This window comes from Streptomyces sp. SID14515, from assembly GCF_010548505.1.
GTDB classification, from domain to species: domain Bacteria; phylum Actinomycetota; class Actinomycetes; order Streptomycetales; family Streptomycetaceae; genus Streptomyces; species Streptomyces caviscabies.
In genome coordinates this window covers 147719-167082 of sequence record NZ_JAAGMH010000079.1, presented here as the reverse complement: position 1 = coordinate 167082, position 19364 = coordinate 147719, and the positions used below count along the sequence as shown (strand labels likewise).

The 19364-nt window shown below is 72.1% G+C and carries 18 protein-coding genes; 11 read left to right on the top strand and 7 right to left on the bottom strand.

Annotated features, from left to right (window positions below; all coding sequences use genetic code 11):
- Positions 1 to 124: 124 nt before the first annotated feature.
- A complete protein-coding gene (locus tag G3I54_RS16710; protein ID WP_164615514.1) occupies positions 125 to 1444 on the top strand; it encodes a hypothetical protein in 1320 nt (439 codons plus the stop codon).
- Between the two features lie 61 nt (positions 1445 to 1505).
- Here the strand turns inward: G3I54_RS16710 and G3I54_RS16705 are convergent, their stop codons facing one another.
- On the bottom strand, positions 1506 to 3029 hold the full coding sequence (locus G3I54_RS16705) for a multidrug effflux MFS transporter (protein WP_164615584.1): 1524 nt from the start codon (positions 3027 to 3029) through the stop codon (positions 1506 to 1508).
- An 89-nt stretch (positions 3030 to 3118) separates the two neighbouring features.
- On the opposite strand from G3I54_RS16705, the gene G3I54_RS16700 reads away from it, so the two are divergent.
- Complete coding sequence (locus G3I54_RS16700; protein WP_164615512.1) at positions 3119 to 4114, top strand: Gfo/Idh/MocA family oxidoreductase; 996 nt, start codon at positions 3119 to 3121, stop codon at positions 4112 to 4114.
- A 23-nt stretch (positions 4115 to 4137) separates the two neighbouring features.
- Here G3I54_RS16700 and G3I54_RS16695 read toward each other — a convergent pair whose 3' ends face one another.
- A complete protein-coding gene (locus G3I54_RS16695; protein WP_164615510.1) occupies positions 4138 to 5805 on the bottom strand; it encodes an alkaline phosphatase D family protein in 1668 nt (555 codons plus the stop codon).
- 144 nt (positions 5806 to 5949) lie between these two features.
- Here G3I54_RS16695 and G3I54_RS16690 point away from each other — a divergent pair, with 144 nt between their 5' ends.
- From G3I54_RS16690 to G3I54_RS16680, 3 genes are all read left to right on the top strand, one after another.
- A complete protein-coding gene (locus tag G3I54_RS16690; RefSeq protein ID WP_164615508.1) occupies positions 5950 to 6714 on the top strand; it encodes an SDR family oxidoreductase in 765 nt (254 codons plus the stop codon).
- Positions 6715 to 6869: 155 nt separating this feature from the next.
- Positions 6870 to 7349 (top strand): lamin tail domain-containing protein, encoded by a 480-nt coding sequence (locus G3I54_RS16685; protein WP_164615506.1) that lies wholly within the window; start codon positions 6870 to 6872, stop codon positions 7347 to 7349.
- A gap of 100 nt (positions 7350 to 7449) precedes the next feature.
- The gene (locus G3I54_RS16680) at positions 7450 to 8304 is read left to right on the top strand and encodes a PhzF family phenazine biosynthesis isomerase (RefSeq protein WP_164615504.1); all 855 of its coding nucleotides are present in this window, start codon (positions 7450 to 7452) and stop codon (positions 8302 to 8304) included.
- Positions 8305 to 8328: 24 nt separating this feature from the next.
- On the opposite strand, the gene G3I54_RS16675 is transcribed toward G3I54_RS16680, so the two are convergent.
- Both G3I54_RS16675 and G3I54_RS16670 read right to left on the bottom strand, forming a co-directional pair.
- Entirely contained in the window at positions 8329 to 9369 is a 1041-nt protein-coding gene (locus tag G3I54_RS16675; protein ID WP_164615502.1) for a hypothetical protein, read from the bottom strand.
- A 155-nt stretch (positions 9370 to 9524) separates the two neighbouring features.
- Complete coding sequence (locus G3I54_RS16670) at positions 9525 to 10151, bottom strand: TetR/AcrR family transcriptional regulator (RefSeq protein WP_203686436.1); 627 nt, start codon at positions 10149 to 10151, stop codon at positions 9525 to 9527.
- Positions 10152 to 10361: 210 nt separating this feature from the next.
- Here G3I54_RS16670 and G3I54_RS16665 point away from each other — a divergent pair, with 210 nt between their 5' ends.
- The 5 genes from G3I54_RS16665 to G3I54_RS16645 all read left to right on the top strand — a co-directional run bounded on the left by G3I54_RS16665 (position 10362) and on the right by G3I54_RS16645 (position 15685).
- Positions 10362 to 11750 (top strand): MFS transporter, encoded by a 1389-nt coding sequence (locus G3I54_RS16665; protein WP_164615580.1) that lies wholly within the window; start codon positions 10362 to 10364, stop codon positions 11748 to 11750.
- A 118-nt stretch (positions 11751 to 11868) separates the two neighbouring features.
- Entirely contained in the window at positions 11869 to 12570 is a 702-nt protein-coding gene (locus G3I54_RS16660; protein ID WP_164615500.1) for a GNAT family N-acetyltransferase, read from the top strand.
- Between the two features lie 78 nt (positions 12571 to 12648).
- Positions 12649 to 13560, top strand: a complete 912-nt coding sequence (locus G3I54_RS16655) for a glycosyltransferase (protein WP_203686434.1) — start codon at positions 12649 to 12651, stop codon at positions 13558 to 13560.
- A gap of 71 nt (positions 13561 to 13631) precedes the next feature.
- Positions 13632 to 14645 (top strand): LacI family DNA-binding transcriptional regulator, encoded by a 1014-nt coding sequence (locus tag G3I54_RS16650; RefSeq protein ID WP_164615498.1) that lies wholly within the window; start codon positions 13632 to 13634, stop codon positions 14643 to 14645.
- A 260-nt stretch (positions 14646 to 14905) separates the two neighbouring features.
- A complete protein-coding gene (locus G3I54_RS16645) occupies positions 14906 to 15685 on the top strand; it encodes a glycoside hydrolase family 16 protein (RefSeq protein WP_164615496.1) in 780 nt (259 codons plus the stop codon).
- A gap of 47 nt (positions 15686 to 15732) precedes the next feature.
- On the opposite strand, the gene G3I54_RS16640 is transcribed toward G3I54_RS16645, so the two are convergent.
- Both G3I54_RS16640 and G3I54_RS16635 read right to left on the bottom strand, forming a co-directional pair.
- Positions 15733 to 16398, bottom strand: coding sequence for a deoxynucleoside kinase (locus tag G3I54_RS16640; RefSeq protein ID WP_164615494.1), 666 nt, complete (start codon positions 16396 to 16398; stop codon positions 15733 to 15735).
- A gap of 179 nt (positions 16399 to 16577) precedes the next feature.
- A complete protein-coding gene (locus G3I54_RS16635; protein ID WP_164615492.1) occupies positions 16578 to 17528 on the bottom strand; it encodes a helix-turn-helix transcriptional regulator in 951 nt (316 codons plus the stop codon).
- Between the two features lie 162 nt (positions 17529 to 17690).
- Here G3I54_RS16635 and G3I54_RS16630 point away from each other — a divergent pair, with 162 nt between their 5' ends.
- Positions 17691 to 18623 carry an NADP-dependent oxidoreductase gene (locus tag G3I54_RS16630; protein WP_164615490.1) on the top strand — a complete coding sequence of 311 codons (933 nt, stop codon included), beginning with the start codon at positions 17691 to 17693 and terminating at the stop codon, positions 18621 to 18623.
- A gap of 41 nt (positions 18624 to 18664) precedes the next feature.
- Here the strand turns inward: G3I54_RS16630 and G3I54_RS16625 are convergent, their stop codons facing one another.
- Positions 18665 to 19270 carry a TetR/AcrR family transcriptional regulator gene (locus tag G3I54_RS16625; RefSeq protein ID WP_164615576.1) on the bottom strand — a complete coding sequence of 202 codons (606 nt, stop codon included), beginning with the start codon at positions 19268 to 19270 and terminating at the stop codon, positions 18665 to 18667.
- Positions 19271 to 19364 lie beyond the last annotated feature (94 nt).

Sequence of the window (19364 nt, the reverse complement as noted above, 5' to 3'; positions counted from 1 at the left end):
GCACAGCAGTTCCACGTAACCGGTACGGAACAGGAATCCGGCGAACTCCACGCCACCGGAGGCCTGTTGCTACGCTGGCCCGCGCGTGGACGGCACGAGATCACGATGGTCCAGCGGGGGAGCCATGAGACAGAAGATCGTGCGGCTGGCCCTGGTCGGCGGGGTGGTTTTTCTCGCCCTGCTCCTGCTGCTGGCCACCTGCGGCGGCAGCCCCGACGGCGGCGGGAAGGACGACGCGGCCCCCGGGACGGCGAAGCCGGTGCTGCCGAGCGCCGGACCGGTGACCCGGCTGACGGTTCCGCCGCAGTACACGACGGACCGCGGCTGGGAGATCATCGGCTCCTCCCCCGATGTCGCCGTCTCCCATGCGACGGGTCTGCTGGCCTATCTGGAGCGGGCCGAGGAGAACCGCTACCGGCTGCGCACGGTCGACACGGCCACCGGCGAGCTCGGCTGGAAGAGCCGGGCCTGGCGGCCGCCGGACCCGCTGCACTACCCGAAGCTCGCCACGGTGGCCAGGGGCGACCGCCAGTTCTTCGTGACCTGGTCCTACGGGAAGGTCGGCGACGGGCTGTCCCCGTCGAGCACCTTCCTCGCGCTCGATCTGTACGACGTCACCAACGGGAAGCGGCAGCGCGTCGAGGTGCCGTGGTCCGGGGCCCCGGATGTCAGCACGACCGGACCGGACATCGTGATCAGCGACGCGAAGGCGAACAGCACCCTGGTCGACCCGGTCACCGGCGAGGTCTCCGAACTGGGCGCGGCCGAGCTGAAGTACCCCAAGGGCTGCCCGGCCTGCAAGCAGCTCACCGAGGTGCACGGTCAGACGGCCGAGGGGCTGCTGCTGGGCGGGGCCCGGGAGTTCTGGGTGCGCGGCGGCTGGTTCAGCCGGAACGTGGCGCCCAAGGGCACCGAGCGGGACAGCGGTGTGGTGACGTCGATGACCCCGGACCAGGTGCTGGCGAAGTGGGCGCCCGCGAAGAAGACCAAGCGGGCGGCGACCCACGAGCTGTGGGCGGTGCACGACGCGGCGACCGGCGAGGTGCTCGCCTCGGTGGAGTGCCACCGGCCCGCCATAAAGCCGGGGCGCTACCCGCAGGCGGTCCTCTCGCCCTCGGGCGAGTATCTGATCGCCGGGAACCTGGCGTTCGACCTGGAGGCGAAGCAGGGCCGCTGCTTCGAGGACGAGGGCGGCACCGCCCATCTGACGCTGGCCACGGTGACGGACGACGGCATCGCGTACGGGGCGGAGAACGCGCGCGACGCCTCGGAGGCGCTGTCCGGCGGCGGGCTCCCGGTCGAGATGGACTTCGCCACCTGGAGCACCGAGCGGCTGTCGCGCAACGCCCGGCTGCCGGGGACGGAGACGACGGGCGTCGGGGTGTTCCGCTGGACGGACCGGCAGGACCGCACGCATCTGATCGGCTACCCGCGCACGGGCTGAGCCCGCCCGATGCCGGCTCCGTCAGAGGCCGGATCCCTCAGCCCCTCAGCCCCTTATTCCCTCAGAGGCCGCCCTCGCGTCCCGCGCGCTGCCAGGGGCGGCACAGGAGCAGGAAGCAGGCCACCGCCGCCACCGCGCAGACCACCTGGACGAGGGCCATCGGAACGGCCGTGTCCTCCCCCGCGATGCCGACCAGCGGGGAGGCGATGGCGCCGATGAGGAACGAGGACGTGCCGAGCAGCGCGGAGGCGGAGCCCGCCGCGTGCTTGGTCCGCATGAGGGCCTGGGCGTTGGTGTTCGGCATCGCGAGGCCCATCGCCGACATCAGGACGAACAGCCCGGCGGCGACGGGGACGAGCCCGACCTCGCCGAAGACGCCGGTCGTCATGAGGAGCAGCGCGACGGCGGCCAGCACGATCACCGCGAGGCCGAAGCCGAGCACCTTGTCGAGGCTGAACCGGCCGACGAGGAGCTTGCCGTTGATCTGCCCGACCGCGATCAGGCCGATGGAGTTGAGCCCGAAGAGCAGGCTGAAGGTCTGCGGCGAGGCCCCGTAGATCTCCTGCACGACGAACGGCGACGCGGAGATGTAGGCGAAGAGGACGGCGAAGGCGAGGCCGCCCGCGATCATGTAGCCGGTGAAGACCCGGTCGGCGAGCAGTCCGCGCATGGTGCGCAGGGCGTCGGTGACGCCGCCGGTGTGGCGGTCGGCGGGCGGCAGCGTCTCGTGCAGCCACTTCCACACGACGAGGGTGAGCGCGATGCCGACGCCGGTCAGGACGACGAAGATGCCGCGCCAGTCGGTGACCCGCAGGACCTGGCCGCCGATCAGCGGCGCGATGATCGGGGCGACGCCGGAGATCAGCATCAGGGTGGAGAAGAACCGGGCCATCTCCACGCCGTCGTAGAGGTCGCGCACCACGGCCCGTGCGATGACGATGCCGGCCGCGCCCGCGAGCCCCTGGAGGAGGCGGAAGCCGATGAGGAGTTGGGCGGTGGGGGCCAGGGCGCAGATCGCGGTGGCGAGGACGTAGACGACCATGCCGAGGAGCAGCGGCTTCCGGCGGCCCCAGCGGTCGCTCATCGGTCCGACGACGAGCTGGCCGAGCGCCATTCCGGCCAGGCAGGCGGTCAGGGTGAGCTGGATGGTGGCGGCGGGGGCGCTCAGCGAGTCGGTGACCGCGGGGAGCGCCGGGAGGTACATGTCCATGGACAGCGGCGGCAGTGCGGTGAGTCCGCCGAGGACCATGGTGACCAGGAGCCCGGTGCGCCGGGCCGCCTTCGCCGCCGGGCCGGGCAGGCCGTGGGCTCCCTGCGGACCGGGGGTTCCGTGCGGACCCGGGGTTCCCGGCAGACCGGGGGTTCCCGGCAGACCGGCGGGGGCGGTGACCTGCGGGGCCGCCGGGTCGACGGAGAGGGCGCCCGCGTCGCCGTGCGGGACGGTCGGGCCGCCGTCGGCGCCGGGACCGGTCCCGAGGCCGCCGTCGGTACCGGGGCCGGTCCTGAGGTCCGCGTCGGCTCCGGGACCGGTCCCGGAGGTGGGTATGTGCGCTCGCTGGGACCGGCTGCCGCCGCTGTCCGGCATTCTCTTCTCCACATCGTTGAATCCGCATCTATGCTCTCAGCTCGGCCGGAGTGGTCGATACCTTTTTCGGGCGGGCTGGAGTGGCGGGCATGGGCGAGACGGTGCGCTGGGGTGTTCTGGCGACGGGCGGCATAGCCGCGACCTTCACGGCGGACGTACGGAAGCTGCCCGACGCCGAGGTGGTGGCCGTCGCCTCGCGCACGGAGGCCTCCGCGCGGGACTTCGCCGGCCGGCACGGGATCGGGCGGGCCTACGGCAGCTGGGCGGAGCTGGTCGCCGACGACGAGGTGGACGTGGTGTACGTGGCCACGCCGCACTCGGCGCACCACGCGGCGGCCGGGCTGGCGCTGCGGGCCGGAAAGCATGTGCTGTGCGAGAAGGCGTTCACGCTCAACAGCCGGGAGGCGCGGGAGCTGGTGGCGCTGGCCCGGAAGCGCGGCCTGTTCCTGATGGAGGCCATGTGGACCTACCTCAACCCGGTGGTCCGCCGGCTGACCGAGCTGGTCCGCGACGGGGCGATCGGCGAGATCCGTACCGTACAGGCGGACTTCGGCTTCGCGGGCGACTTCGCTCCGGGGCACCGGCTGCGCGACCCGGACCTGGGCGGCGGGGCGCTGCTGGACCTCGGGGTCTACCCGGTGTCGTTCGCGCAGCTGCTGCTGGGCGAACCGGACCGGGTGCAGGCGGACGCGCTGCTGTCGCCGGAGGGCGTCGACCTGAACACGGGGATGCTGCTCGGCTGGGAGTCGGGGGCGAACGCGCTGCTGTCGTGTTCGATCGTCGGCCACCATCCGACGGCGGCCACCGTGATCGGCACGGCCGGGCGGATCGACATCCCGCGCGACTTCTTCCACCCGGACCGCTTCGTGCTGCGGCGGGCGGGCGCGGAGCCGGAGACGATCACCTCGGGGCCCGGTCCGCAGGGGCTCTCCGGCATGCAGTACGAGGCCGTCGAGGTGGCGCGCGCGGTGCGGGCGGGCGAGACCGAGTCCCCGCTCGTACCGCTGGAGGGTTCGCTCGCGGTGATGCGGACGCTCGACGCGGTACGGGACCGCATCGGCGTCCGCTATCCGGCGGACCGCTGAGCCCGGTGGCGCCGGGGTGAGGCTTACGCGGGCGTGAGCCCGGGGTTCCCCGCCTCCGTGACGAAGGAGGCCGCCGTGGCGAGCGGCGCTCCGGGGGTGGTGACGGCCGCCACCGTACGGAAGTCGGCGCGGGCCTCCTTCGTGCCGAGGGTGACGAGCGCGTAGCCGCGCCGCCCGTTGTAGTGCTTCAGGTGCGGGTTGGCGCGGGTCTGGTTCTCCCAGTTGGCGGGCCGGTCCGCGCCGTCCTTGCCGCTGGAGATGGAAGTGGTGACGATCTCCGTGCCGACGGTGCGCGAGGCGGGGTCGTCGAAGTCCTTCTTGAGGTCGAAGGCGTAGGAGACGTGGACGTCGCCGGTGAGGACCATCAGGTTGTCCACCCCGGCGGCCTCGGCCCCGGCCAGCACCCGCTGCCGGGAAGCCGGGTAGCCGTCCCAGGAGTCCATCGACAGCTTGTAGGCGTCGGTGGGCACATCGCGCCGCCGGGCGAAGGTGACCTGCTGCGGGACGACGTTCCAGGTGGCGTCCGAGGCCCGCCAGCCGTCGATCAGCCAGCGTTCCTGGGTGGCCCCGGTCATGGTGCGCGCGGGGTCCTCGGACTCGGGTCCCGGGGTGCGCCAGCCGTCGCCGTACGCCTGGTCGCTGCGGTACTGGCGGGTGTCGAGGATGTCGAACTGGGCGAGCCGGCCGAAGCGGAGGCGGCGGTAGAGCGTCATGTCCGGGCCGGTGGGGCGCTGCGGGGTGCGCAGCGGCTGGTTCTCCCAGTACGCGCGGTACGCGGCGGCCCGGCGCAGCAGGAACTCCTCGGGGGTGACGTCGTTCTCCGGGATCTCGCCCGCGTAGTTGTTCTCGGTCTCGTGGTCGTCCCAGGTGACGACGAAGGGGTGGGCGGCGTGGGCGGCGCGCAGGTCCGGGTCGGACTTGTAGAGGGCGTAGCGCAGCCGGTAGTCCTCCAGGTTCTGCGTCTCGCGGTTGTAGTGCGCGGGGAGGGTGCGGTCGGTGTAGTTGCGGGCGCCGCCGGTGGCGGTGACGGCGTACTCGTACAGATAGTCGCCGAGGTGGAAGACGACGTCGACGTCCTCGGCGGCGAGGTGGCGGTGGGCGGTGAAGTACCCGTCGTGATACGCCTGGCAGGAGATGGCGGCCAGGGTGAGGGAGCTGTTACGGGCTCCGGGGGCCGGGGCGGTGCGGGCGCGGCCGACCGGGCTGGTCCAGCTGCCGGTGCGGAAGCGGTAGTAGTAGATCCGGCCGGAGTCGAGGCCCCGGACCTCGGCGCGGACGCTGTGGGCGAACTCCGGGTGGGCGGTGACCGATCCGCGCCGCTCGATACGGCGGAAGCGCTCGTCGCGGGCCACCTCCCAGCGCACCTCGACCCGGCCGCCCGGCAGCCCGCCGCCGGGCTCGTAGGGGCGCGGGGCGAGGCGGGTCCAGATCAGGACGGACGTGGGGTGCGGGTCGCCGGAGGCGACGCCGAGGGTGAACGGGTCCTCGGCGATCCGGCGGGAGTCGAGTTCGGCGGCGCTCGCCGTGCCGGCGGCGGGCAGGTTCACGGCGAAGGCGAGCGCGGCGGCGGCCCCGGTCGCGGTCAGGAAGCGCCTGCGCCCCACACCCGGTTCGAGTAGCCGTGCGGCGGTGCGGAGTTCGTTTGCTGGGGTGCTCTGATCGGGCGTCATGATGGTCTGTGCGGCTGTCATATGCCCCTCCTCAGCCCGGATGCTGTCGGGATTCATGGCAACCGCCCGCAACGACTCACCGTTGTCGCGTGCACAACATCCGCATGGCGGGTCGATGAGCACCGCGTGCCCCGTGCACGGATCTGTCCCGTACGCTCCCGGGCCATGAACACTGAGCAGACCCAGCAGAAAGTCGCCGTCGTCACAGGTGCGGGTTCCGGGATCGGCCGGGCCGTCGCGCTCGCCCTCGCACAGGCGGGCTGGTCGCTCGCGCTCGCGGGCCGGCGGGCCGAGCCGCTGGCGGAGACGGCGGCCGCCGCCGGGGACACCGAGGCGCTGTGCGTCACCACGGACGTGACGGACGCCGACGAGGTCGCCGCGCTCTTCACCGCCGTACGCGATCGGTTCGGCCGGCTGGACCTGCTGTTCAACAACGCGGGCACGTTCGGCCCCGGCGGCGTCCCGCTGGAGGATCTCGCCGCCGACGACTGGCGGGCGGTCGTGGACGTGAACCTGACGGGTGCGTTCCTGTGCGCACAGGCGGCGTACCGGCTGATGAAGGAGCAGGCCCCGCAGGGCGGCCGGATCATCAACAACGGCTCGATCTCCGCCCACGCACCGCGCCCGCACTCGATCGCGTACACCGCGACCAAGCACGCGATCACCGGGCTGACCAAATCGCTGTCACTGGACGGCCGGCCCTACCGGATCGCCTGCGGGCAGATCGACATCGGCAACGCGGCGACGGAGATGACCGAGCGGATGCGGACCGGGACCCTGCAGGCCAACGGGGAACTGGCGGTGGAGCCGGTGATGGACGCGGCCGACGTGGCGCGGACGGTGCTGCACATGGCGGAGCTGCCGCTGGAGGCGAACATTCAGTTCGCCACGGTCCTGGCGACGAACATGCCGTACGTCGGACGAGGCTGAGCCCACACGTGATCACATTCGATCGAATCTCGCCCGAACCAGCCATCATCTGACCGGATTTGCGGATTTCTCTCCCTATGAAGGAGCAAGCGCATGCTGTCCGTATGATCGCATCCTGTTACGCCTTCACCAGAACGACACAGAAGGAACACCGCATGCGCATACGCACCGCTGCGCCGATCGCCCTGGCAGCCGCCACCGCACTGGCCGGCTCGCTCCTCGCCACGGCGGCCCCGGCCACGGCGGCCGCCCACCAGGGCGGGCTGCACTTCGGGACGGTTCAGTACGACGGCCCCGGCAAGGACGACCGGTCGAAGAAGTCACTGAACGCCGAGTGGGTGAACATCCACAACAACGGCAAGAAGAAGGTCCAGCTCAAGGGCTTCAAGGTGAAGGACAACACCGGCTACACCTACACCTTCGGCAGCTACAGCATCGGCGCGGGCAAGACGGTCAAGCTCCGCACCGGCAAGGGCAAGAACGTCTCGGGCACCGTGCACTGGAACCGGGGCTCGTACGTCTGGAACAACACCGGCGACAAGGCCCGGCTGATCAAGCCGAACGGGAAGCTCCAGGACTCCTGCTACTGGAAGAAGTCCACCAAGGCGAACAAGGGCGTCAAGAACTGCCACTGATCCACCGGGTGGGGCCGGTCGCGGAACGGGGGGCCGCGACCGGCCCTTCTCGCGCGCCGCACCGGGAATGAGGGGCGCGGCGGCGCGGTTGGAGTGGTGCATGACACATGATCACGGGCCCGAGGTCCTGCGTTACACCGCCTTCTCCGCCGACCCGGCGGGCGGGAACCCCGCCGGTGTCGTCCTGGACGCCTCCGGTCTCGACGAGGAGCGGATGCTCGCCGTCGCGGCGGAGGTGGGCTACAGCGAGTCGGCGTTCCTGACGGAGCGGACCGGCGAGGGCGCGTACACGATCCGCTACTTCAGCCCGAAGGCCGAGGTGCCCTTCTGCGGCCACGCCACGGTCGCCACGGCGCTCGCCCTGGCGGAGCGGGACGGCCCGGGCGAGCTGGAGTTCGCCACGGCCGCGGGTACGGTGCCGGTCACCGTCGTCCGTGAGAACGGCGAGCTCCGCGCCACCCTGACCAGCGTGGTCCCGCGGGTCGAGGAGGCCGAAGCGGCCGACCTGGCGGAGGCGCTGGCGGCCCTGGACTGGGCGGCCGCCGATCTCGACCCGGCCCTGCCGCCCCGGATCGCCTACGCGGGGGCCCGGCACCTGGTGCTGGCCGCCGCCACCCGGGAGCGGCTGGCGGACCTGGAGTACGACTTCGCGCGGCTCGAAGCGCTGATGCACCGGCTGGACCTGACCACCCTGCAACTGGTGTGGCGCGAGGGACCGGAGCTCTTCCACGTCCGCGATCCATTCCCGGTGGGCGGGGTCGTGGAGGACCCGGCGACGGGCGCGGCGGCGGCCGCCTTCGGCGCGTACGCGCGGGAGCTCGGGGTCGTACCGGAGGCGGCCGTGCTGACCCTGCGCCAGGGGGCGGACATGGGCCGCCCCGGCACGCTCACCGTCGAACTGCGCGCGGACGACGCCCGCGTCCGGGTCAGCGGAACGGGCGCCCGGATCCGCTGAGGCGCGGCCGTACCGGGTCGCGGATCAGCCGGCGGCCCTCTGGGCCCCGGCGGGCTCCTCGGCCGGAGCGACGTGGGCGAACCAGCGCTCCGTCTCCTCCGGTTCGAGGGCGCGCTCCAGGACGGCGTCACCGCGCATCCCCGGGAAGAAGCGCCCGGCCGGCCAGGACCGCCGGTCGGACGGCTCGTCCAGGACCAGCAGCCGGACGTCCTCGACGACCGGGATGTCGGCCGGAGCGCCCTCGTTCCCGATCGGAGCGCCGTCCGGGGCCGCCAGCTCGAAGGAGCCCACGGTCTCCATCTGCCCGGGGGTCTCCCGGCAGACGGCCGCCTCCTGCGGCGACGGCGCGTGGCCCTCCACATGGCCGCCGCCTATGAGCGCGTCGGCGAGCAGGGTGTGCAGCTGGAAGTTGTCCCCGATGCCGGAGATCCGCAGGAAGTACCCGGTGCCGCTCGCCCGGTGGAGGGCCACGAGCGGTTCGTCGTCCAGCACCAGGAGGGCGTGGGCGAGCGACCTGAACTCCTGGCCGGACGCCTGTGCCACGGTGGTGAGCAGACGCAGCAGCTCACGCCGGGACGCGACCCGGGCGCGCACCTCCCGGTGGTTCAGCAGAGCGACGGCCGCCATCTCCCACTGGCGGAGCGTCCACCAGCCGAGCGCCGCGTCGAGGCCCGCACGCTCGACGACGTCCTGGCCCGGCTCGCCGTCGCGCGGCACGGGAAACGGTCCGCCGCCGGTCGCGGCCCACGCGTCGGCGAACGCCACGGCCTCCTCCAGCGCCGACCGCAGCCCGGCGAGCACGCCCGGCGCGCAGCGCTCGGCGTCCGCACCGCGCTCGACACAGGCCCCCACGAGGACGGCGACGACGGCACGGGGGCCGGGCGGTACCCGGTCCAGTACGGCGGCGAGCCGCGGCCCGCCGTCCAGCACCTCCGACTCCTTGGCCTGGCCGTAGGTCTCCTGCAGCCGGAGGAAGGCCTTGCCGGACCGCTTGGCGTCCTGCGCGGCCGAGGCGGCCTCGAAGTCCGCGACGGCACCCCCGAACCCGGATTTACCGAATATCATTCCAGCACTTTATCGACGTACCGCCGGGAACCACGAAGCCGGTCACCACCAAGACCTTTCACACGCACCGCCACGGCTTCCCGCGCCCACCGCGACGGCTTCGCGCACGCACCTCTGCGGCTTCGCGCACGCACCGCCGCAGGCTCCCGCGCTCCTCAGCGGACGAAGACGCCCGCCCGCGCGGCGGCGACCGCCGCGTCGGCGGCCCGGTCGGCCGCCGCCTCGTCCAGCGGGGCGCCACTGGCCAACAGCCGGTAGTACAGCGGCGCCGAGACCGCCGCGATCACCTCGCCCGGGTCCGTGCCCGCCGGCAGTTCGCCGCGGTCGACGGCCGCCTCGACGCACCCCGACCACTCCCCGATCCGCACCGCGTAGAAGCGGTGCAGGGCCTCGGCGGTGCGCGGGTCGCAGGTGGCGGCGGCGATCACGGCCGTGAAGAGGGCCCCCTGCCGGGGATCGGTGAGCGTACGGACCACGAGGCGGGCGTTGGCCCGGAGGTCCTCGGCCAGTGATCCGGTGTCCGCGCGCGGCAGCGACTGCTCCGCCATGTCCGAGAGCAGATCGGCCACCAGCCCGGCGGGGGCCGACCAGCGCCGGTAGACGGTCGTCTTGCCGACCTCGGCCCGCCGGGCGACATCGGCCAGGTCGAGCCCGTCGAAGCCGTGCTCCACCAGCGCGTCCCCGGCCGCCCGCAGCACCGCCTCCCGCACCCGGGCGGTACGGCCGCCGGGGCGCACCGTGCCGGGCTCCACGCCGTCGGCGGCGGGACCTTCAGACGTCATAACGGGCCTCCAGTTCCATTAAAGCCATCCCTCCTGTTACGGTGACGCCACCAGCTTAACGGAACTATAGAACCGTTAAGCCCTCCCCTGCTCAGGAATGCCCAGGAACAGGAAGGCGCCCCTGCCATGCCCACACCTCGTACCACTCCCGGCACCACTCCCGTACCCACCGGGCCGACGACGGCCGGTGCGGAGCCCGCCGGCCCTCGCATGACCAGCCGCCAGAAGCTCGTACTGGCGCTGCTGCTCGGCTCCCAGTTCATGATCGCGGTGGACTTCTCGATCCTGAACGTGGCACTGCCCGTCGTCGGCGAAGGCCTCGGTTTCTCGCTGGCCCACCTCCAGTGGATCGCCACGTCCTTCGCGCTCGCGGCGGCCGGATTCACGCTGCTCTTCGGACGCGTCGCCGATCTCGTGGGCCGCAAGAACCTCTTCATCGGCGGCATGGCCGTCCTCGGCCTCTCCTCCGCGCTCGGCGGCCTCGCCACCTCGCCCGAAGTCCTCCTGACCGCCCGCGTGCTCCAGGGCCTGGCCACCGCGGCCGTCACCCCCGCCGGACTCGCACTGCTGACCACCGCGTTCAAGGAAGGACCGCTGCGCGAACGCGCGCTCGGGCTGAACGGGGCCCTGATGTCGGCCGGGTTCACCGCCGGAGCGATCCTCGGCGGGCTCCTGACGGACCTGCTCTCCTGGCGCTGGGCCTTCTTCATCAACGTACCGGTAGCGGCCCTGGTCGTGATCCTGGCCCCGTCCGTGATCGCCGACTCCCGGCCGGAGCGGCGCCCCCGGCTGGACGTGCCCGGCGCGGTCACCGTCACCGGCGGGCTGCTGCTGCTCGTCCTCGGGCTGACCCGGGCCGGCGAGACCGGCTGGACCGCCCCCACCACGCTGGCGGCCCTGGCCGCCGGAGCCGTACTCCTCGCCGTCTTCGTCCGCATCGAGCAGCGGGCCGCCGCCCCGCTCGTCCCGACGCACATCCTCGGGCGGCGGAGCGTCGTGTGGGGCAACGCCGCCGGGCTGATCGCCTTCGCCACCGAGACCTCACTGGTGTTCCTGCTCACCCTGTACCTCCAGGAGGTCCTCGGCTACTCCGCGCTGGCCACCGGCCTCGCGTTCGGCGTGCTGGGCATCGGCACGGTCGTCGGCGGGCTGCTCGGCGGGCGGGCGGTGGGCCGCTTCGGCAACCGCCGCGCCATCGTGCTGGGCGGCGCCGTCCAGGCCGCGGCCACCCTCGCCCTCGTGGCCCTCGGCACGTCCGGCGCCTGGATCTGGCTGCTGCTGGCCGCCACCTTCGTCGGCGGTGTGGGCAACATGCTGATGATCGTCGGCTTCATGGTCACGGCCACCTCGGGTCTGCCGGACGAGGAACAGGGGCGGGCCACCGGACTGGCGACGATGACGCAGCAGGTCGGCATCGCCCTCGGCATCCCGGTGATGAGCGCGGTCGTCACCGCCCGGACGGGGGCCGCGACCGGACCGGAAGCGGTCCTGTCCGGCGTCTCCACCGCCATCCTCGTGAACTCCGCGCTGGTGCTGGCCGGAGCCCTGCTCGCCGGGTACTTCCTGGCCGGGCGGAAGGGACCGACAGCGGAGAAGTGAGCCGAGCGGGACCTGCTCCGGCTACGAACCGCATCGACAGCAGCGGAGGCGCAGGCAGAGGCGGAGGAGAACCGGCCGCCCGGGAGCGGAACAGGATCGACAGCGGGAGGATACGGACATGGCTGCCCCCAAGCCCGGCTCCAACGCCGATCCCGCCCCCACCCCCGACTCCGGCTCCGGCTCCGGCTCCGGCTCCGGCTCCGGCTCCGGCTCCGATCCCACCCCCGGCCCCGGCCCCGGCCTCAAGCCGCTGACCGTCCCGAGCATGTCCGCGGGCCCCGACTTCGTGCTGCGCCCCTGGGAGATGAGCGACCTCCCGCTGGTCCGCGAGGCCTCGCTCGACCCGTACATCCCGCTCATCACCACCATCCCGGCCCGCTACTCGGACGCGGCAGCCGAGGCGTTCGTCCGCAGGCAGTGGGAGCGCGCGGCCGGCGGCACCGGGTACCCGTTCGCCATCGTCCGCTCCCGGGACCGGCGCCCGGTCGGCGCGATCGGGCTGTGGCTGCGCGATCTGCCCGAGGGCCGCGCCTCGGTCGGCTACTGGCTCACCGCCCCCGCCCGGGGCCAGGGCGTCGCCCGCGCCGCACTGCGTACGGTCACGGGCTGGGCCCTGCGCGACCTCGGCGTCCCGCGCCTCCAGCTCTTCGTCGAACCGTGGAACACCGCCTCCGCCCGGATCGCCGAGGACGTCGGCTTCCGGCGGGAGGGGCTGCTGCGCGGCTGGCAGCAGGTGGGCGACGAGCGGCGGGACATGACCGTGTACGCACTCCTGAACACCGACGGGCCCGCAGATGACCGGGCGGCGACCGCGGACTGAACACCGAGGCGTTACGATCGCGGGCACCGCTGCCGACCAGCAGCCGACGACCGGCAGCCGAGCCCAGGAGTACCGACCTTGTCCGCACCGTCCGCACCACGCATCGGCGTATCCATCGTGACCATGGGGGACCGCCCGGAGGCGGTCGAGGCGCTGCTGGCGTCGGTCGCCATGCAGGACGTCCGGCCCACCCGGCTCGTGATCATCGGCAACGGCACGGAGCTCCCGGACTTCACGACGTTCCCCGGCCTGGAGGACCTCGACGGCGGGGTGACCACCATCGAGCTGCCGGAGAACCTCGGCTGCCCGGGCGGCCGGAACGAGGGGCTGCGCAGGCTCGCCGAGATCGGCGACGTGGACGTGGTGATCGAGCTCGACGACGACGGGCTGCTGGTCGACAAGGACGTCTTCCGCCGGGTACGGGACCACTTCGCGGCCGACGACCGGCTCGGCATCGTCGGCTTCCGGATCGCGGACGAGCTCGGCGAGACGCAGCGCCGCCACGTGCCGCGCCTGCGCGCCGGCGACCCGATGCGCGGCGGCGAGGTCACCGCCTTCCTCGGCGGCGGCCACGCGTTCTCCATGAAGATGCTGGAGCAGACCGGCCTGTGGCCCGCGGAGTTCTTCTTCACCCACGAGGAGACCGACCTCGCCTGGCGCGCGCTCGACGCGGGCTGGAAGGTGCTCTACGAGCCCGAGCTGCTGCTCCAGCACCCGAAGACGTCCCCGGCCCGGCACGCGGTCTACTACCGGATGACCGCCCGCAACCGCGTCTGGCTCGCCCGCCGCAACCTGCCCCTCCCCCTGGTCCCCGCCTACCTCGGCACCTGGACCCTGCTCACCCTCGCCCGCACCCGCGACCCGAAGGGCCTGCGCGCCTGGGCGGGCGGCTTCGCCGAGGGCGTCCGCACCCCGTGCGGCGAGCGCCGCCCGATGCGCTGGTCCACGGTGTGGCAGATGACGAGGCTGGGCCGCCCGCCGGTCATCTGACCCGCGTACGCCACGGCCACAGGCCACAATGGAAGGGCTTCCACATCCGTCGCGAGGGAAGGCCGGTGTCCATGGCCGAGGAGCTGTCGCATCGGCACGCCACGCTCGACGAGGTGGCCGCACTGGCCGGTGTGTCGCGGTCGGTGGCTTCCCGGGTGATCAACCACGCTCCCCATGTCAGCCGGGCCAAGCGTGAGTCCGTGGAACGGGCGATCAGGAAACTCGGCTACGTCCCCAACCCGAAGGCACGCGCCCTGGCCACGCGTCAGGCGGGTGCGGCCGCGCTGGTCATCTCGCGGGACGACACGGAGGTGCTGACGGACCCCTTCTTCGCGCAGGTCATCGCCGGAGTGGCCGGCGCCCTGGAGGAAGCCGACCTGCACATGATGCTCTGCGTGGCCACCACCCCGCGCGGCCGGGAGCGGGTGGAACAGCTCGTGCGCTCCCGTGCCGTCGACGGGGTGATGCTGACGGCGTCGCACGAGGACGATCCCTTGGCCCGGATCGCCAAGGAGAGCCCGCTGCCGGTGGTCTTCGGTGGGCGCCCGGTGGATTTCGAACCGCGCTGGTACGTGGACATCGACAACGTCGGCGGCGCGCGGGACGCGACCGATCACCTGCTCGCACGCGGGCGGACCCGGGTGGTCACGATCTGCGGTCCGCTGGACACCGAGGTGGCCAGATCCCGGCATCGTGGCTACCGGGAAGCCATGGCGCTCGCCGGTCTGACGCCTCGCCCGCCCGAGGAGGGGGACTTCTCCGAAGCCGCTGGAGCCGCCGCCATGGCCCGGTTGCTGGAGGCGCATCCGGATCTGGACGGGGTGTTCGCGGCCAATGACAACATGGCGGCGGGCGCGTTGCGCGCGTTGCGCGGAGCCGGCCGGTCGGTGCCCGCGGATGTGGCCGTGGTGGGGTTCGACGACCTCGCCGTCGCACAGATCACGGAGCCCGCGCTCACCACGATCCACCAGCCCATCCGGGGGCTCGGGCGCGAAATGGCCCGGATGCTCGTCGGGCTCATCGCGGGCCGTACCGCCAGCCCGCTGATCCTGCCCACCCATCTGGTGAAGCGTTCCAGTACCTGACGGGCCGACGTATCCGAGAAGAGCAGCCCCGGTCGAGACCATCGACGCGAAGGACGTCGTCACCAGCCCTGGCCGATACCGGGAGCGCTTCCAGTACGACCGGGCATATCCGATGCCTTGTAGGCCAGATGATGCGCTGCTACTTTCTGGAAGCGCTCCCAGTTTCTCCGCACCACAGGCGTCCTCCCCCCGCACAGCTGTGCCGTCAGCGGACGCCGAGCCTGTCCCGCACATGGGTTTCACGGCACAAGGAGGCCGAGATGCACTTCCGCACGACATCACGTCGGTTCCGCACACCTCGCCGGCTGCTCGCACCACTCGCCGCCCTCGCGCTGGTCCTCTCTCCGCTGGCCAGCCCCGCGTACGCCGTCGGCGGCAGCTTCACCGACAACTTGGACTTCCACGACACCGGCCGCTGGAGCAAGTCCGACGGCTGGTCCAACGGAGACATGTTCAACGTCGGCTGGCGCGCCGACCACACCTGGTTCAACGGCGGTGTCATGGGCCAGAACCTCGACATCGCGACCTGCCCCTCCGGCTGCTCGGGCAAGCCCTACGCCTCCGGCGAGTACCGCACCAACGACCTGTACTCGTACGGCCGCTTCGAGGCCCGGCTCCAGGCGGTCAAGCGCGAAGGCGTCGTGACCGGGTTCTTCACCTACACCGGGCCGAGCGACGGTCAGCCCTGGGACGAGATAGACGTCGAGATCCTCGGCAAGAACACCACCCAGATGCAGACCAACTACTTCACCAACGGTGTCGGCGGTCACGAGACCGTCATCGACCTCGGGTTCGACGCCTCCGCCGGGTATCACGACTACGCCATCGAGTGGTGGAACCAGGGCACCATCAACTGGTTCGTGGACGGCAGACTCGTCCACCAGGAGAACGGCTCCCGCGGCGCGCTGCCCACCCGCCCGATGCGCATCATGACCAACCTGTGGCCGGGGATCGGGGTCGACGACTGGCTCGGCCCGTTCACCTACCCGGGCACTCCGCTGACCGCCCGCTACGACTGGATCAAGTACACGAAGTACTGATGCCGGCGAAGGACGTGAGGAAGTGAAGGACGTGAGCCCGCCGCGGCTCACATCACCGGGCGTGCGGCCTCCGACAGGGCTTCCCTGACCTCGCGGAGCACACGGGCCGCATCGTCGGGGTTGTTCACCACGTCGGTGTGGTTCATGTCGATGACGAGGACGTCGCTGGCCGAGTAGTGCTGGTGGACCCAGTCGTCGTAGCCGGACCACAGGGTGCGGTAGTACGCGACGAGGCTCTCGTCCTGTTCGAAGTCGCGGCCGCGCAGGCCGATGCGGTGCAGCACCGTCTCGAAGTCGGCCTTGAGGTAGACCATGAGGTCGGGGGCCTTGCGGTACGGCAGGCCGTCGATCTCGCGCATCATCTCGTCGAGCAGGCCCTCGTAGACCTGCATCTCGAGCGGGCTGATGCGGCCGAGGTCGTGGTTGACCTTGGCGAAGTACCAGTCCTCGTAGATGGAACGGTCGAGGACGTTGTCGCCCTTCTTGTAGGCCTGCTTGATCGAGGCGAACCGGGTCTGCAGGAAGTACAGCTGGAGCAGGAAGGGGTAGCGCTTGGCCTGTATCTCCTCGGGGGTCGCCGTGTAGAAGAGCGGCAGGATCGGGTTGTCCTCGACGCTCTCGTAGAAGACCTCGCTGCCCAGTTCCTCGGCGATCAGCTCGGCGACGCTCGTCTTGCCGATGCCGATCATGCCTCCGACGCAGATCACCGGCATTACCTCGCTTCTCCCGTGGGCTGGTCTTCGCGCGCGGACCGAACGCCCCCACGAGTCGCCGTGAATCCTAAGCGACGGCGGTGGTGGGCCGGGTTGCCGCCTGTGCGGCACGTCGCCCGGCGGCTGGGGCGAAGGGCTCAAGACCGCGCTGGGCCCGACCCGCTTCGTCGGCGTCGGCGTCAGCCCGTGGGGCCACGCCCGGCGCGTTCCCTCCCCGGACGGCCCACCTGCCCATCACCGTCACCGTCACCGCGACCGCACCGGTGAGGCCCACGTCCGGCTCGGTCCGCTTCGGTGGACCTTTCGGCCGTCCAGCTCAGCAGGATGCCCAGAGCCTCGGCGGATTCGGGCTGGGGCAGGTAGGTGAGCAGGGTGCGGTCGGGGCGGGCGGGTACGGCGAGTGCTTGGTAGTCGAAGCTGAGTGTGCCGACGGCCGGGTGCACGATGCGGGCGACGCCCAGACGCTTTTCCCGGACATCGCCGGTGGCCCACAGGATCCGGAACGGTTCGCTGCGGATGGCGAGTTCACCGACGAGCGCCGCAAGCCGGGTGTCGTCAGGGCGGCGGCCGGTCAGCAGACGTAGCTGGGCGACCGTCTCAGCGGCGATCGCGTTCCAGTTCGCGTACCGCGAGCGCGCTTCCGGGTGCAGGAAGAGCTGGCGGGCGGCGTTGCGGGGCTCGGGCATGCCGGCGACGTCGAAGACGGCCTCGGCCGCGCTGTTGGCCGCCACGATGTCGAGGCGGGCGTCGAGGAGCAGGGCAGGGGCGCCGGTCATGGTGTGGAGCAGCCGCACGAGCGGTTCGTCCGGCACGGCACCGGACCCCGTCCCCGCCTTCGCCGGCGAGGGGGCGTCTCGCGCGGGGCGGGCGAGGTTGCGCAGGTGCTCCGTCTCGGTGTCGGACAGCGAGAGGGCCTCGGCGACGGCGGTGAGCACCTGGTCGGACACGTGGGGTGTGCGGCCCTGTTCCAGGCGGACGTAGTAATCCGGGCTGACCCCGGCGAGCAGCGCCACTTCCTCCCGACGCAGCCCCGGCACCCGCCGACGTGTATGGCTCGGCGGGAGCTCTGCCTGCTCGGGCGAGATACGCCCGCGCCGGGTGCGCAGGAACTCCCCGATCGTCGTCTCCACCCCACCCACGCTACGTCGCCCCCACGGGCTGTGCCTGGTCCTGCTGGGACCAGGTAGAACCGGACCTGGCTCGGCCCTCGCCGATCGCGCACCGTCGAAGAGGCGATCCCGTATTCCGCTGCACGAACGCAGCCGGGACGGACCAGCAGGAAGGCGAGACGGATGCGTGCGGCAGTGGTGAGGAAGTTCGGCGGGCCCGAGGTCCTCGAGATCATCGAGGCGCGAACCCCCGGGGCGGGCCGCGGAGAAGTACTGGTCAAGGTCGCCGGGGCCTCGGTCAATTTCGCCGACGTCCTGGTACGCGAGGGCCTGAACGTGCGGTACGGCGCCGTCGCTCAGCGCGGTCAGTACGGGCTGGGCGCGGATGTGGCGGGCATCGTCGCCGCCATCGGCGAAGGCGTCACACGGTTCACCGTCGGTGACCGGGTCGTCGGCACCCAGGAGCGCCTGGACCGCGATCTGGGCACCCAGGCGGAGTATGTCCTCCTGAAGGACTGGGAACTCGCTCCCGCCCCGGCCGGGACCGATCTCGTACAGCTGGCCGCGCTCGGCCTGAACGCGACCACCGCGGACCAGGCCCTGGACGCGCTGGCTCTGGAGCCGGGTCAGTGGCTGCTGGTCACCGGCGCGGCCGGCGGGGTCGGCCTCTACACGCTGGAGCTGGCACGCCTGCGGAGTCTGCGGGTCGTCGCCCAGGCGGGAGCGGCGGACGAGGAGCTGGTGCGCGAGGCGGGCGCGGAGCTGTTCGTCTCGCGTGACGAGGACCTCGCACCGGCGGTCCTGGCGCTCGTGCCGGGCGGCGTGGACGGTGCGATCGACGCGGCCAACCTGGCCGCGGAGGCGGCGGACGCGGTCCGGCACGGCGGCGCGTTCGTGTCGCTGCTCAATTCCGCGCCCATGGCCCGCCGTCAGGTGCGGATGACCAATCTGGCCTGGCACACTGACGGCGAACGCCTGGCCAAGCTGGCGGCGTTCGCCGGTACCGGCCTGATCACCCTGCGGGTGGCCCGGACCTTCCCGCTGGAGCAGATCGCCCAGGCCCACCAGACTCTCGCGGGAGGCGGGTTGCGCGGACGGCTCGTCCTCGTGCCGTAGCCGCCGAAGCCAGGGCACAGAACCGTGACGGGCGGCCCTCGTCACCCGGCCCCGTGCCCGGCGGGCCGGGCGAGGGCGCCCTCGGCGGTCCGGGCGGCGAGCGCGGCCACGCTGTGCAGTTCGGCGTCCGGGACGCCGGCCCGGCTCAGCACGGCCAGGGACTGATTGACCGCGACGGCATACGTGGCCAGCTCGTCGAGCACGTGATCCTCGGCGTCCAGAGCGGTGAACGCGGCGCGCACACGGGCCCGTTGGGCGTCGAGCAGCTTGCGCACATGAGCCCCGCTGTCCGGCGGGAGCACCGGCAGCTGCGCGAGTGACTGCGCGATGAGACAGCCGGCGGGAACCGCGGGGTCGGCGATACGGCGCAGGGTGACGGCGAGGAAGTCCTCGACGATGCGCGCGGGCTCCCCGGGGTGTGCCCTCAGGGCCTGCTCGTACTGCGCGCCGTAGAAGGACGAGTAGCGGTCCAGACACCTGCTGAAGAGGGCGTCCTTGCTGCCGAAGGCGCCGTAGAAGGAGCCGCGGCCCAGGCCGGTGGCCGAGCCGAGCGCGTCCAGGGACGCGTCCGCGTACCCGCGCAGCCAGAACACGTGCATGGCCTGCTCGACGGCCGTGTCGACATCGAACCGCTTGCGTCCGGCCACCGCCGATACCTCCTCGCCACTGCCCCGCTTCTCTGCTCGATCCACGCTATCCCCATCGTGGACCGATTGGTACAGTCATCTTGTACCGATCGAT

What these genes read in the sequence shown, in the direction of transcription:
- G3I54_RS16710 (WP_164615514.1), top strand. Translation starts at nt 125, where the DNA reads ATGAGACAGAAGATCGTGCGGCTGGCCCTGGTCGGCGGGGTGGTTTTT.
- G3I54_RS16695 (WP_164615510.1), bottom strand. Translation starts at nt 5,805, where the DNA reads ATGACAGCCGCACAGACCATCATGACGCCCGATCAGAGCACCCCAGCA.
- G3I54_RS16680 (WP_164615504.1), top strand. Translation starts at nt 7,450, where the DNA reads ATGACACATGATCACGGGCCCGAGGTCCTGCGTTACACCGCCTTCTCC.
- G3I54_RS16630 (WP_164615490.1), top strand. Translation starts at nt 17,691, where the DNA reads ATGCGTGCGGCAGTGGTGAGGAAGTTCGGCGGGCCCGAGGTCCTCGAG.
- G3I54_RS16650 (WP_164615498.1), top strand. Translation starts at nt 13,632, where the DNA reads ATGGCCGAGGAGCTGTCGCATCGGCACGCCACGCTCGACGAGGTGGCC.
- G3I54_RS16660 (WP_164615500.1), top strand. Translation starts at nt 11,869, where the DNA reads ATGGCTGCCCCCAAGCCCGGCTCCAACGCCGATCCCGCCCCCACCCCC.
- G3I54_RS16640 (WP_164615494.1), bottom strand. Translation starts at nt 16,398, where the DNA reads ATGCCGGTGATCTGCGTCGGAGGCATGATCGGCATCGGCAAGACGAGC.
- G3I54_RS16685 (WP_164615506.1), top strand. Translation starts at nt 6,870, where the DNA reads ATGCGCATACGCACCGCTGCGCCGATCGCCCTGGCAGCCGCCACCGCA.
- G3I54_RS16670 (WP_203686436.1), bottom strand. Translation starts at nt 10,151, where the DNA reads ATGACGTCTGAAGGTCCCGCCGCCGACGGCGTGGAGCCCGGCACGGTG.
- G3I54_RS16690 (WP_164615508.1), top strand. Translation starts at nt 5,950, where the DNA reads ATGAACACTGAGCAGACCCAGCAGAAAGTCGCCGTCGTCACAGGTGCG.
- G3I54_RS16645 (WP_164615496.1), top strand. Translation starts at nt 14,906, where the DNA reads ATGCACTTCCGCACGACATCACGTCGGTTCCGCACACCTCGCCGGCTG.
- G3I54_RS16665 (WP_164615580.1), top strand. Translation starts at nt 10,362, where the DNA reads ATGACCAGCCGCCAGAAGCTCGTACTGGCGCTGCTGCTCGGCTCCCAG.
- G3I54_RS16705 (WP_164615584.1), bottom strand. Translation starts at nt 3,029, where the DNA reads ATGCCGGACAGCGGCGGCAGCCGGTCCCAGCGAGCGCACATACCCACC.
- G3I54_RS16675 (WP_164615502.1), bottom strand. Translation starts at nt 9,369, where the DNA reads ATGATATTCGGTAAATCCGGGTTCGGGGGTGCCGTCGCGGACTTCGAG.
- G3I54_RS16700 (WP_164615512.1), top strand. Translation starts at nt 3,119, where the DNA reads ATGGGCGAGACGGTGCGCTGGGGTGTTCTGGCGACGGGCGGCATAGCC.